Annotated in this window: 11 protein-coding genes; 8 read left to right on the top strand and 3 right to left on the bottom strand. The window is 62.5% G+C overall.

Translation table 11 applies throughout. The features are described 5' to 3' along the window. Positions 1-119: 119 nt before the first annotated feature. Both QWY74_RS01570 and QWY74_RS01575 read left to right on the top strand, forming a co-directional pair. Entirely contained in the window at positions 120-1,763 is a 1,644-nt protein-coding gene (locus tag QWY74_RS01570) for a DEAD/DEAH box helicase (protein WP_264823836.1), read from the top strand. 130 nt (positions 1,764-1,893) lie between these two features. Next, complete coding sequence (locus QWY74_RS01575) at positions 1,894-2,877, top strand: DMT family transporter (protein WP_264823835.1); 984 nt, start codon at positions 1,894-1,896, stop codon at positions 2,875-2,877. Here the strand turns inward: QWY74_RS01575 and QWY74_RS01580 are convergent. Further along, positions 2,874-3,617, bottom strand: a complete 744-nt coding sequence (locus QWY74_RS01580; RefSeq protein WP_264823834.1) for a glutamine amidotransferase — start codon at positions 3,615-3,617, stop codon at positions 2,874-2,876. The two genes, QWY74_RS01575 and QWY74_RS01580, sit on opposite strands and share 4 nt — an antisense overlap. After that, positions 3,614-4,780, bottom strand: coding sequence for an acetylornithine deacetylase (argE, locus tag QWY74_RS01585; RefSeq protein WP_290313627.1), 1,167 nt, complete (start codon positions 4,778-4,780; stop codon positions 3,614-3,616). The genes QWY74_RS01580 and argE overlap by 4 nt, the downstream gene beginning before the upstream one ends. A 221-nt stretch (positions 4,781-5,001) precedes the next feature. Here argE and QWY74_RS01590 point away from each other — a divergent pair, with 221 nt between their 5' ends. From QWY74_RS01590 to QWY74_RS01615, 6 genes are all read left to right on the top strand, one after another. Continuing rightward, a complete protein-coding gene (locus QWY74_RS01590) occupies positions 5,002-6,120 on the top strand; it encodes an alkene reductase (RefSeq protein WP_264823832.1) in 1,119 nt (372 codons plus the stop codon). A gap of 214 nt (positions 6,121-6,334) precedes the next feature. Continuing rightward, the gene (locus tag QWY74_RS01595) at positions 6,335-6,838 is read left to right on the top strand and encodes a GFA family protein (protein ID WP_264823831.1); all 504 of its coding nucleotides are present in this window, start codon (positions 6,335-6,337) and stop codon (positions 6,836-6,838) included. A 234-nt stretch (positions 6,839-7,072) separates the two neighbouring features. Next, positions 7,073-8,182 (top strand): protein adenylyltransferase Fic, encoded by a 1,110-nt coding sequence (gene fic / locus QWY74_RS01600; RefSeq protein WP_264823830.1) that lies wholly within the window; start codon positions 7,073-7,075, stop codon positions 8,180-8,182. A 136-nt stretch (positions 8,183-8,318) separates the two neighbouring features. Next, positions 8,319-8,486, top strand: a complete 168-nt coding sequence (locus tag QWY74_RS01605; RefSeq protein WP_264823829.1) for a hypothetical protein — start codon at positions 8,319-8,321, stop codon at positions 8,484-8,486. Then, the gene (locus tag QWY74_RS01610) at positions 8,486-10,201 is read left to right on the top strand and encodes an SWIM zinc finger family protein (RefSeq protein WP_290313629.1); all 1,716 of its coding nucleotides are present in this window, start codon (positions 8,486-8,488) and stop codon (positions 10,199-10,201) included. Before QWY74_RS01605 ends, QWY74_RS01610 begins: the two co-directional genes overlap by 1 nt. Before the next feature lie 216 nt (positions 10,202-10,417). Continuing rightward, positions 10,418-11,899 (top strand): bifunctional diguanylate cyclase/phosphodiesterase, encoded by a 1,482-nt coding sequence (locus tag QWY74_RS01615; protein ID WP_290313630.1) that lies wholly within the window; start codon positions 10,418-10,420, stop codon positions 11,897-11,899. A 47-nt stretch (positions 11,900-11,946) separates the two neighbouring features. Here QWY74_RS01615 and QWY74_RS01620 read toward each other — a convergent pair whose 3' ends face one another. After that, positions 11,947-12,804, bottom strand: a complete 858-nt coding sequence (locus QWY74_RS01620) for an SDR family NAD(P)-dependent oxidoreductase (RefSeq protein WP_435389099.1) — start codon at positions 12,802-12,804, stop codon at positions 11,947-11,949. Positions 12,805-12,937 lie beyond the last annotated feature (133 nt).

Genomic DNA, 12,937 nt, shown 5'->3' on the forward strand with positions numbered 1-12,937 from the left:
GCGTCCCTGACTCCGCTAGAGATATCCGCCCCGGGCGGAATCCGACTGTACGCCAGGCGTATGGGACGCCATGACTGTTGTTTTTTTGCCGGTTACCCCGGCCTACCAAGGTGTGATTCATGACCTCGACTTCTGTCGCCAATTTCAGCGATCTGGCTCTTCTGCCTGCCGTTCTCTCCGCCATCGAGACGCAGGGCTACCAAACGCCGTCGCCGATTCAGGCCCAAACCATCCCGGCCCTGCTGGAGGGCCGCGATATGCTGGGTCAGGCCCAGACCGGCACGGGCAAGACGGCAGCCTTTGCCCTGCCGATTCTTTCGCGTCTGGATCTCGGGCGTCGTGAACCACAGGTGCTGGTGCTGGCACCGACCCGCGAACTCGCCCAGCAGGTGGCGGCGTCGTTCAGCAAGTATGGCCAGAACCTCAAGGGGCTGGAAGTGGCCACCCTGTGTGGCGGCATGGAATACCGGGATCAGCTCCAGGCGCTGCGCCGCGGCGCCCAGGTGGTGGTCGGCACACCGGGACGTATCATCGATCACCTGGATCGTGGCAGCCTCAAGCTGGGTGGCCTCTCGGCGCTGGTGCTGGACGAAGCCGACGAGATGCTGCGCATGGGCTTTATTGATGACGTCAAGCGTGTGGTCGCCGATACGCCGACCGACGCCCAGCGCGTCTTCTTCTCGGCGACCCTGCCGACGGAAATCGAGCGCATCGTCAACAAGTACCTGGTGGATCCGGTCAAGGTGGCCATTGAGTCCAAGGCATCGACCGGTGACAATATCGAGCAGCGGCGTGTGCGTGTGGACGGTGGCGCCAAGCTGGAAGCCCTGTCACGCATCCTGGAAGTCGAACCGGTCGACGCGGCGATCGTCTTCGTGCGCACCCGGGCCGCCTGCACGACCCTGATGGAACAGTTGAGCGCTCGTGGCGTCAACGCCGCCAGCCTCTCCGGCGACCTCGACCAGAGCCTGCGTGAGCGTACCATCACGCGCCTCAAGCGCAGCAAGGTCGATGTCCTGATCGCCACTGACGTGGCGGCCCGTGGTCTGGATGTGCCGCGCATCACCCACGTCATCAACTACGACCTGCCGCAGGATGCCGAGGCCTACACGCACCGCATCGGTCGTACCGGTCGTGCCGGGCGTCCCGGGGTGGCCATCACCTTTGCCGGCAACCGCGAAGGCCGCAAGATCGGCTGGCTCGAAAAGGCTGTGGGTCGTCAGATGGAAGACATGGAGCTGCCCGATGAGGCGGCGATCCGCGCCCATCGTGACAACGTCTTTTATCAAAGGGTGATCGGCTCGCTGACCAAGGATGCGGATACCCAGCGCGAACTGGTCGAGCGCCTGATCAGTGAAGGCTACGATGCCGCCGAACTGGCTTGTGCCTTTGCTGCCCTGGCGCGTGCCGACGAAGCGCCCATTGGTCGCCTACAGGCCCCGCGCAAGGACAACAAGGAACGCGCGCCGCGGGACAACAAGGCGCCGCGCAAGGAGCGTACCTCCAGCGAGGGCATGACCCGTTATCGCGTTTCCGTGGGCCACAAGGACGGCATCAAGCCGGGCCAACTGGTCGGCGCGCTGGCCAACGAGGGCGGTATCGAGGGCAACCGGATTGGCCGCATCGACATCCGCAATGCGTTTTCCGTGGTCGAGTTGCCGAGTGGCCTGCCCACCAGTATTCTCAGCAAGATGTCGCGGGCGCGCGTGGGTGGACGCCCCCTTGAAATCAGCGAGGATCGGGCGCCGCGTCGTTCTGCCTGAAACGCCAGCCGGTCCCCGGGGCCGGCCTGAAGCGCCTGTCTGATCGGGCAGCGAGCCAAGGCATCATTGACAGGCCGAGGGATTCTTCCCTCGGCCTGTTGTCGTTTGCGGGCAACAAGGAGGTCCTGCCATGTGGCAACAACTGCCGTTTCGTCTGCGCGGATACCTGATCGCCATGACCGGTGTCCTGCTGCTGTCGCCGGATGCCCTGTTGATCAAGGACACCCAGGCCGAGGTGGCGGTCTTCATGTTCTGGCGTGGCCTGCTGCTGGGCATCGTGCTTTCGGCAGTGGCGGTGCTGCGCTACCGTGAGCGTCTGCCTCAGGCGTTGCGCGACTGTGGCCCGGCTGTCTGGTGGTGCCCGCTGGCCTTTGCCTGCAGTGCCTGGGCCTTCGTGGTGGCCGCTCGCTTGACTGCAGCCGGCAATGTGCTGGTCATGATGAATCTGGCGCCGCTGGTGGCCGGACTGATCGGCATGGTGGTGTTCGGTCAGCGTCTGAGGCGCCAGACCTGGGTCGTCATCGTGATCTGTGTCATCGGGGCTTGCCTGATGGCGGCGGGGGAAGTCGGGCAGGGCAGTCTGCTGGGCCTGGCCATCGCCCTCTTTGTGCCCATTTCGATCGCCGTCAATACCACGGTGGCAAGCGTCCAGCGAGGCGAGCGCCAGCGTGGCGTGGATACCACGGTGGTGCTGCCGCTGGGCTGCCTGGTCATGCTGGTACCGGCTGTGCTGCTGGGCGGGGTGCAGTTACCGCCCGCCGATGACGTCCAGCGCCTGGCGCTGATGACGCTTTTCCTGCCGGCGGCCTACTTCCTGATTCAGACCGGGCCACGTTATCTGCCGGGGGCCGAGGCCAGCCTGGTGATGATGCTGGAGACCCTGGTCGGGGCGCTGCTGGTCTGGTGGTGGCTGGGTGAAGTACCGCCGCCCCTGGCCTTCGTGGGCGGTGGCATGATCGTCTCGGCGATGCTGATCAGCGGCCTGCGCGACCTGCATCGCCAGCGGCGCAAGGCCGCCGCCGGTGCACTGGATGAGCGTCTGTTGCAGGAGCAGGCCATGCAGGCCGCCGAGCAGTCGGACGCGCACGAGGCCGCCGGCCGCCCTCGCGGTTAGTTGCTCACGGTCTCACCGCTCGCCACCAGCCGGGCAAAGCGTGACAGCAGGCTGGTGGCTTCCGGGGTCTCGGTGACGCCCTCGATCAAGTGCTCCGGATCCTGGCCCTGTTCAGTCAGTACCTGGCGTTGATGCCCCAGGTAGAACCGCATTACCGGGGCCGTGAACTCCGGGTGGAACTGTACACTCCACTGGCGGGGGCCATAACGCAGGGCCTGGTAGGGGTCGTGGCCATTATGACCGAGTATCGCGGCGCAGGCCGGGGGCTGCAGCACTGACTGGGCATGAGTCAACTGGACGGCAAGCTGCCGGGGCAGCGCGCCGAACAGGGGGTCAGCCTCCACGGCTTGCGTCAGCTCGACCCGGTAGGTCCCCGACTTGCGGCCGGCCGGATGGAAGCCACTCTCGCCGCCCAGGGCGGCCGCCATCAGCTGGTGGCCGTAGCAGACGCCGAGCATCGGCAGATTGCGCTGCCAGGCGTCGACCAGCCAGGGTTTCAGTGCCTCGCTCCAGGCCTCGGCATGGCTGACCATGGCATGCGAGCCAGTGATCACCAGGCCATCGCCTTGCGCCAGTTGCGGTGGGGTGCCGTCATGGCGAGCATCGTATACCGCCAGCTCGAGCGCGGGACAGGCCTCGGTGACCGGCTTCATGGCATTCAGGAAGAAGTGTTCGAAGTCGCCATATTCGGCGACGACATCGGCAAAGGCGTCGCCGGTCTTGATAATCCACAGTTTCATGAGCTCCCCCCTGTCGCCAGCCGCTCGCCCAGGGCGCGCATGAAGGCCTCACCCTGCGCCATTTGTGCCCGGTCGATGTACTCATCCGGTTGGTGGGCCTGACTGATACTGCCGGGGCCGCAGATGAGGGTGGACAACTCCTGGCGCTGGAACTGGCCGGCCTCGGTGGCGTAGGCCACCGCCGAGGTATCGGCTGCCTCGCCGAGCAGGCTGTGGCATAGCCCCAGTACTTCCTCGTTATCGCGGTCGGCGAGGGCCGGCACGGTATCATTCAGTGCCTGGGTTCGGATGCCGGTCTCGGGCGCGATGCGTTGCATCTCGGCTTCAAGCTCGGCGGCGCAGGCATCCACTCGGCCGCGCAGCTCCGCGAAGTCGTCGCTGGGCAGGTGGCGCACCTCCCACTCGAAGGTGCATTGCCGCGCCATGATGTTGATCGCCGTGCCGCCCTCGATGCGCCCGACATGCAGGCTGGAGTGCACCACGTTGAAAGCCTCGTCGACACGTCCCTCGGCCTTGAGCTCGCGCATGACGTTCTCGATCCGGGTGACCAGGCGCGCCGCCACGTGGATCGCCGAGACGCCCTGATAGACCTGGCTGGAGTGCGCCTCACGGCCGGTGACCGTGGTGCGCAGATTGGTCGCGCCTTTCTGGGCAACCACCGGCTGCATCAGGGTCGGCTCGCCGACGATGACCGTCGACGGGCGCGGGTGGTCGGCCATGAGACGCTCGATGAGCCGGGGTACGCCGACGCAGCCGACCTCCTCGTCGTAAGACAGGGCCAGCCAGATGGGCTTGTCCAGTCGCAGCTCGGTCCAGCGCGGTACTTCGGCCAGGGCGCAGGCAATGAAGCCCTTCATGTCGCAGGTACCTCGGCCGTATAGCCGGTCGTCGTCGCCCTCGCGCAGCACGAAGGGATCGCTGGACCAGGGTTGGCCCTCTACCGGGACCACGTCGGTGTGTCCGGAGAGCACCACACCGCCTTCCACGTTCGGCCCGATGCGCGCCAGCAGGTTGGCCTTGCTGCCATCGTCGTTCTCGACGCGCCAGTGGTCGACGCCATGCTCATCGAGCCAGGCTTCGATCCACTCGATCAGGGCCAGATTGGAGTCTCGCGATACGGTGGCAAAGCCCACCAGGCGTTCCAGGATCTCGACAGCGGTCACTTTGGGCTCCAGAGCAGGGTTTCAGGGGGAGATTATCACGGGCATCGGCTCGGCCGCAGCGTCGCTTGCCCCGGGCGCGGTCATTCGCTCGGCTCTCGCCTTCCTCTCATTGGTCCCGACTATCGAGGCCATGAGCATTGGCAGGTGGCGTCGTATAATTAACAGGCTTATTGTGTGCAACATCTATCGATTGTTCGATGCATTGCTCACAGGAGCCGACCATGTCGCATCCCACGCTTTTCACACCGCTTCAACTGGGCAGCCTGGACCTGCCCAACCGCGTCATCATGGCGCCCCTGACCCGTGCCCGGACGCCCGACAGTGTCCCCGGCGAGCTGCAACATGCATACTATGCCCAGCGCGCCGGCGCTGGCCTGATCATCAGCGAGGCCACCAACATCTCGCCGACGGCCCGCGGTTATGTCTACACCCCGGGCATCTGGACTGATGAACAGCAGGCCGGCTGGCAGCAGGTCGTCGAGGCCGTGCATGCCAAGGGCGGTCGTATCGCCCTGCAGCTCTGGCATGTGGGGCGTGTCTCGCACGAGCTGGTGCAGCCCGATGGCCAGCCGCCCGTGGCGCCGAGTGCCCTGAAGGGTGAGGGCGCTCAGTGCTTTGTCGAGTTCGCGGATGGCTCGGCTGGGCAACATCCCACCAGTACGCCGCGTGCTCTGGAGACCGAAGAGATTCCGGGTATCGTCGACGATTACCGTCAGGCGGCCCTGCGCGCCAGGAGCGCCGGCTTCGACATGGTGGAGGTGCACGCCGCCAACGCCTACCTGTTGAATCAGTTTCTCGCCACCGGCAGCAACCAGCGTGCCGATCGTTACGGGGGCTCCCTGGAGAACCGTGCACGCTTTCCTCTGGAAGTGGTCGACGCCGTGATCGAGGTCTTCGGCGCCGACCGCGTGGGCATTCGTCTGACGCCGTTCATCGAGATCTTCGGACTGACGGACGACGAGCCCGAGGCCATGGCGCTCTACTTGGCCGAGCAACTGGACCAGCGTGGCCTGGCCTACATCCACCTCAACGAGCCCAACTGGGCCGGCGGGGAAATCACCTTTCCGGATGGTTTCCGCGAGAAGATGCGCAAGCGCTTCAGCGGCAGCCTGATCTATTGCGGCCATTACGATGGCGAGCGTGCACGGCAGCGCCTCGAGGAGGGCACGGCGGATGCCATCGCCTTCGGCCGACCCTTCATCGCCAATCCCGACCTGCCCGAGCGGTTCCGACTGGGCGCTGCGCTCAACGAACCGGACCATGCCACCTTCTACGGCGGCGACGAACATGGCTATACCGACTACGCCTTCCTCGATAACGGTCACGACCGCATAGCCTGACCCTTTCAGCCAGCACGAGACTCCTTGTGACTGCTTGCCCGGCCGCCTGGTCGGGCTTTTTTGTATCCTGAAACCCTCAGGCGTAGAACAGCGGATGTGGCGTATCGGCCAGATGGTTGGCGCTGAGGCTCGGGATGGTACTATCGGAACGCATTCACCAACCGGCTCAAAGCTGAGCCAGCGGGTCGTGCACACTACCCCGAGGGAGTCGACCATGAGCCACACCACCGCTATATCGCGCTGCCACTGCGGAGCCGTCGAGCTCGAGGTGACCGGCAGCCCTATCCTGGGCGCGGCCTGTCATTGTGATGACTGCCAGGCAGGCGCGCGGCAGATCGAGCAGCTGGACAATGCGCCGTCCATTCTGGACGCGGCAGGCGGTACGCCCTATCTGCTCTATCGCAAGGACCGCGTGCGCTGCCCGCAAGGCGACGAGAAGCTCGTCGAGTACAAGCTCAAGAACACCTCGCCCACCAGCAGGATCGTCGCCGGTTGCTGCAATACCTTCATGTACCTCGACTTCCAGCGAGGCCACTGGCTCTCCATGCACAGGGCGCAGTTCGTCGATGCCAGCTGGCCGCTTCAAGTGCGCATTCAAACCCGCTTCAAGCCCGAGGGCAGCGCCATGCCCGATAACGTACCCGCCTACTCGGCCTATCCGTTCAAGCTGATCGGCAAGCTCGTGGCGGCACGTCTCGCCATGCTGTTCAAGCGTTAGGCTTCGTCTGAATATTCGCCGTGAGGCGCCCGCATCAAGTCCACGCCATCGACATGTCAGCGTGACATGTTCACGAAACGCTGTTTTTTCGACACGTATTTTGAAAATGTCGATGGTATCGACATTTCTCGACAAGATGTTTAAGAAATCCATTTTTTTCGACATGTTCTCTGGATCATGTCGATACCATCAACATAAACTGAGGACGTGTCGATTTTTCAGGAAAAGATGAACATGAGCTGGCGCCCCGATCATCCTTACAACGACCTGCCGCCGCTGCCCCCCGCCGAAGAACTCGAGTCGCCGGCCGTGCTGAAGGCCTGTATTCCGGCCCGGGCAGCGCTGGCGGAGCTGAAGCAGGCGGGTGAATTGCTGCCCAACCAGGGACTCCTCATCAACCTGCTGCCTCTGCTGGAAGCCCGCGACAGTTCCGAGATCGAGAACATCGTGACCACGACCGACAGGCTCTTTCAGTTCGCTCAGGAAGACACCCTCGCCGATCCTGCCACCAAGGAAGCGCTGCGCTATCGCACCGCGTTGAGCCGAGGCTATCGAGAGCTGGCCATGCGACCTCTGTGCACCAACACGGCGGTGGAAATATGCAGCACTATAAAGGGCGTCGACATGGAGATTCGCCGGGTGCCCGGCACCACCCTGGCCAATCAGACCAGCGGTGAGGTGATCTATACGCCGCCGATGGGAGAGGAGACATTGAGAGAGTTGCTGGCGAACTGGGAGCGCTATCTCCATGAAGAAGATGGTGTCGATCCCTTGATCAAGATGGCCGTAGCCCACTACCAGTTCGAGGCGATCCACCCCTTTACCGACGGCAACGGGCGTACGGGTCGCGTGTTGAACATCCTCTACCTGATCGAGCAGCAACTCCTGTCGCTACCGATTCTTTACCTGAGTCGATATATCGTGCTGCATAAGCCCGATTACTATCGCTTGCTGCTGGGAGTGACCCGTGAGGGGCAGTGGCAGGAATGGCTGCTATACATACTGAAGGCTGTCGAATATACGGCCCGCTGGACTGCTGACAAGATTGCGGCGACCCGCACGCTACTCGAGGATACAACCCGTCATATTCAGCAGCGGTTGCCTAGGGTCTACAGCCACGAGCTGGTGCAGGTGATCTTCGAGCAGCCCTACTGCCGCATCAATAACCTGGTGGAACGTGACATCGCCAAGCGCCAGACCGCCTCCAGCTACTTGCAGCAGCTGTGCGAGATCGACGTTCTCGAGGAAGTACGCGCCGGGCGCGAGAAGCTGTTCGTGCATCCCAAGCTGGTGCGCCTCATGACGGAAGACAGCAATGAGGTTGTGGCGTACCCGCCATCATGATGTCGCCGAGTAAAATTGTGGCGCGGCGTATTTCATTTTCTGCCTGAACTTCAAATAAGGCCGGCACTGCCAGCCTTGATCGGAACTCGATATAACCCACAACGACACCGTCCCGAAGCTGTGGAACCGCTGTGATGTGCGGCGTGATGACGGCATCAACGACTCGGGCTACGTCACCGAGCTGGTACTTGGTATGCGCCGTCTGGTGCTGCTGGAGCGCATCAAGGCCGAGAAGGCCAGGCTCAAGCCGGCAAAGTCGCGGCGGCGCAGCACCAATACCAATACCGCCGAGGGAGAAACCTGATGGCCGTGCGGGATGACAGGGAGCTTCTGACCGACCGCCAGCTCACCACGCTGGCGGGCGAGGCGGCTTTCGGGCGGGGACGAGAGTATTACCGCGAGGGCATGGTGACGCGCTGGAGCTGGCAGGGCGCGACCATCAGCGCCGATGTGGAGGGGAGTCAGCCCTACAGGGTCCAGCTCCGGGTAAGCCAGCGCGGCCTGGACGGGAGCTGTAATTGTCCGGCATCGGAAGGCATCGACTTCTGCAAGCACTGCGTGGCAGTGGCCATGGCGTATCGCGCCGAGCAGGCCGAGCAGTGGCGGCTGGCCGAGGGCGATGCCACGGATCGCGTGCATGCCTATCTGCAGCAGATGAGCCGGGATTCGCTGATCGAGTCCCTGCAGTCGCTCATCGAAAGCGACCCGACCCTGTATCAGCAATGGTCGATGCGTGCCGATGCTGTTCTCGGCGGGGTGGATCACAAGGCGCTGAAGAAACGCATCACGGCCGCCTTTCCCATCAATCGCAACCTGTTTCGCTATGGTCAGGTGCGCGCCTATTTCGCCGCTGCCGAGCCGGTGGTCGACCAGCTCACCGAGCAGATACCGCAGCTCCCGGCGGACAAGGCCCTCAAGCTGGCCGATTATGCCCTGGCGCGTCTGGATCGCGCGCTGCAAAGCATCGATGATTCCGGTGGCTTCCGCTTCCACTGTGAAGAGGTGCTGCAGACACTGCATGTCAAGGTGGTGGGGCAGCAGGACTGGCCCGCCGAGAAGCGCGCCACCTATCTGTTCGAACTGGCATTCGGCGACACCCATGAGTGCTATGCCGCTATTCCCGATGCCTACACCGAGGCGTTGGGCGTGGCAGGGCTCGAGGCCTATCATGCCTGCTTGCAAGGCGTCTGGGATGCGTTACCGCCACTGCCCGCCAATGCCGATTGGTCGCAGCGTTTCTACTACATGCGTCTGCGCGACCCGCTGATCAAGCGCGCCGAGGCGGCCGGCGATCTGCCGGCCATACTGGCGCTGTATGAGAAAACCGCCAGCGACGAAAAGGATTGCCTGGACGCCGCCAAGGCCTGCCTGGCCCATGGTGACTGGGCGCGTCTCGAGCAATGGTTGGCGCGGGTGCCGGCGACCCGGTCACCCTGGGCGGACGAGCGGCAGCGGTTGGCGATTCGCCTGCGCCTGCATCGCGGGGAGCCGGAGGCGGCGGCCGAACTGCAATGGCAGTGTTATCAGGCCACGAAGCGGCTTGAGGATTACCGCTACCTGCTGGAGCTGGCGGAAACTCAGGAGCTGACGGTTGATTATCGTCAAGGTGTGCACGACTGGTTGACGGAAAGGCTGAATCAAACCAACCCGCCGACTTTATTTGACGCGCCGTGGCCGGCGAATTGCCTGTTGGAAATCTACCTGCTCGACTCGCGCCTGGATGAGGCCAGGGCCTTGTGTGATGAACACAAGGTTGCGTCGGGGTTGCTGTATCAATTGGCTCAAGCTCTCGACCCCGAGCAGGGCCTGCCGCTTTATAAACGCCTGGTGCGTCATTGCGTGCAACAAACCAATAATCAGGCCTACCGGCAGGCCATCGCTTGGTTGCAGGAACTGCATGGCCGCCTGAAGACCGCCGCCGATCAACAGGCCTTCAAGACGCTGGTCGCCGAGCTTCGCGCCGAGTTCAAGCAGAAGCGCAATTTCATCAAGTGGCTGAACGAGGCCTTTGCCCTGTGAAGGACGGCGCAGGTCGAGCGCCTTGGGCCTTTGGGTGGCTGGCCTCAGCCAGTTTCTCCCGTTCTGTCGGAGCGCGTCGGCTTCTCGGTGAGTGAGTGCTGCCAGACTTTCGGGTTGCTACACTCCTTAAGGTTAACATTGATTAATAGGCGGTATGGCCGCATGGCGAAATGATACTCATTCTGCTGTGAAGTCGGTGTGCATGAGCCACCCTAGGTGCCCATTACCTACTGTAAACCGAAGGCCGGGCATGCTGACGACCAGGTATCGATTCAAGGGTTGTCTATGACGATGGAAGAAAATCCGGGTGGTGGGTCCTGGGTATTACCCGAAAGGCTCCAGAGTATTGACTCCATCTGTCCGTCATTACTGACCCAAATATTCGATAATTTCACGGAAGCCGTCGTCGTGGCGGATGTTCACCGGCGTATCATCTACGTCAATCAGGCGATGGAAGCTCTATTCGGCTATGCGCAGCAGGAACTACTGGGCCGGGAAACCAGCATCCTCTATGCCGATGAGGAGGATTTCCGGGAACAGGGCCGCCAGTGTTTCAATATTGACAGTCAAGTTGCCACGGGAAGCTATCGCGTTGCCTACCGTCGCTGGGGAGGTCAACGTTTTCTGGGCTTGACGACCGGTGCGGTCATGCGCTCGAGAAACGGCGGTCCGGCGGGGTTTATCGGTATCATTCGCCCGGCTCGCTCTTCGGATACATCGCTGGAAACTCTGCAGAAGGTACATACGATCACTTCCGACTTTATACTCACACATGGGCAGAAAATCGCGTCATTGCTGCGTATCGGCATGCAGCATTTCGGCTTTGAAATCGCCATCCTGTCGCGGGTGGTAGGGAATGATTATATTGTGGAGTATTGCGTCGATTACAAGAATGAGATCAAGCCATCGGCCTGCTTCGAATTATCCGGGACCTATTGCGAAAGGACGCTGGAACTCAACAAGACGCTGGGATTCTGTTATGTGGGTAAGAGCGAGTTGCAGCGTCATCCCTGCTACTTGAATACGCAGCTTGAGTCATACATAGGGAGCCCGGTTTGTTTTAATGGTGAAAACTACGGAACCCTGAATTTTTCCAGCCATTCACCCACCGAGCCTTTTTCCCGGGACGACTATATTTTTATGCGGCTGCTGGCCGACACGATCAGCTATCTGCTTTACAAAAAAATGTTTGAAGAAGAGGTGCTGGCTCAGGCCAAAACAGATGAGTTGACCGGGTTGCCGAACCGGCGTGCGGTGTGTGAACGCCTGAATGATACGCTGGATATCGCCAGCCGTTCTGGCTTTTATCTCACGGTGCTGTCCCTCGATCTGGATCATTTCAAGACCATCAATGATCGCTGGGGGCATTCGGCGGGGGATGCGGCCCTGATGGCCTTTGCCGGGCTAGTGGGGCGGCTGGGGCGTCGAACCGATTTTTGTGGCCGTCTGGGCGGCGACGAGTTTCTCTTTGTGCTCCCCGGGGCGTCGCTTGAGGATGCGAAGACCCTGGGCAATCAGTTGCGGCATCGCTTGAGTGAGATCGTGGTCGAGTTGAAGGGTGGCGATACTTTCTCTTTCAGCGTAAGCCTGGGGGTGGCCATGCACCATCCCGGAGAGTCCGCCCAAACCTTGCTGCAACGGGCCGACGAGGCGTTGTATCGCGCCAAGCAGGGTGGGCGAGACAGGTTGTGTGAGTAGGGGGCGAGTGCCCGTGGCTCAGCCTGCCTGCCGCACCCTGGGCAGGGCTATTTCCGTTCGTCCCGGGTCGAGCGCATGAGTACTCGGTCCATGCCGCGGGTACTCAGCACCCGCTTGAGAGCGGCGAACAGGTGGGTGGGCAGGGTCACGGCATAGCGTGCTCTGGGGCGTGGGTGCTCGAGGGCGTGGATCAGCTTGGCGACGACGGCATCGGCTTCCAGAGAAAAGGGAGCCTTGCCATCCGGAGCGGCCAGTCGTGCCTCGACCTTTTCGTAGGTGCTGGCATGGGCACTGTGGGCGGTATCGATGTTGGCCGTGAAGGCGCGATGGGCATTCTGTCGAAAGTGGCTGTTGATCGGCCCCGGCTGGATCAGGCTGACATGAATACCACTGCCTTGGAGCTCCTGGCGCAGGCTATCCGTCAGCCCCTCCAGCGCAAACTTGGAGCACACATAGGCGCCGCGATAGGGCAGGGCGGCGAAGCCCAGTACCGAGCTGTTGTGCACGATGCGGCCTTGGCCTTGGGCGCGCATCATCGGCAGCACCCGCGCGGTTAGCTCATGCGTGCCAAGCAGGTTGGTTTCAAGCTGGCGGCGCAGCACGTCGCGCGTCAGATCCTCGACGGCGCCGGGCTGGCCGTAGGCGCCATTGTTGAACAAAGCGCTCAGCTGCCCTCCGGTGCGCGCCTGGACGTCCACCATGGCGGCCTGAATGGAGGCGCTGTCGTCGAGGTCCAGTGGCAGGGCCTCCAGGCCTTCCTGTTCCAGCCGTTCGACATCCTGCGACTGTCTGGCCGTGGCCAGAACGCGCCAGCCGCGGGCCTGCATGGCATGGGCGGCGGCGTGTCCGATGCCGCTCGAGCAGCCGGTTATCAGCAGGCTGGGGGCCGGGTTGGTCATTGCCATGGGGAGCGCCTCGAGATAATTCGCCGTCGCGTCGAAGGTTCAACGTTCAAGCGCACATGAAATTGCTAGAGTGTGACGGAGCACCTAGGCACGCCTGTGCGTGTCGCAAGGCCAGTATAACAATGACCATGGA

It is taken from the genome of Halomonas almeriensis (genome assembly GCF_030409235.1).
GTDB lineage: Bacteria > Pseudomonadota > Gammaproteobacteria > Pseudomonadales > Halomonadaceae > Halomonas > Halomonas almeriensis.

Excerpts from the sequence above, each read along its gene's own strand:
- fic (WP_264823830.1), top strand. The coding sequence starts at position 7,073 with ATGAGCTGGCGCCCCGATCATCCTTACAACGACCTGCCGCCGCTGCCC.
- QWY74_RS01590 (WP_264823832.1), top strand. The coding sequence starts at position 5,002 with ATGTCGCATCCCACGCTTTTCACACCGCTTCAACTGGGCAGCCTGGAC.
- QWY74_RS01575 (WP_264823835.1), top strand. The coding sequence starts at position 1,894 with ATGTGGCAACAACTGCCGTTTCGTCTGCGCGGATACCTGATCGCCATG.
- QWY74_RS01620 (WP_435389099.1), bottom strand. The coding sequence starts at position 12,804 with ATGGCAATGACCAACCCGGCCCCCAGCCTGCTGATAACCGGCTGCTCG.
- QWY74_RS01610 (WP_290313629.1), top strand. The coding sequence starts at position 8,486 with ATGGCCGTGCGGGATGACAGGGAGCTTCTGACCGACCGCCAGCTCACC.
- QWY74_RS01595 (WP_264823831.1), top strand. The coding sequence starts at position 6,335 with ATGAGCCACACCACCGCTATATCGCGCTGCCACTGCGGAGCCGTCGAG.
- QWY74_RS01570 (WP_264823836.1), top strand. The coding sequence starts at position 120 with ATGACCTCGACTTCTGTCGCCAATTTCAGCGATCTGGCTCTTCTGCCT.
- QWY74_RS01580 (WP_264823834.1), bottom strand. The coding sequence starts at position 3,617 with ATGAAACTGTGGATTATCAAGACCGGCGACGCCTTTGCCGATGTCGTC.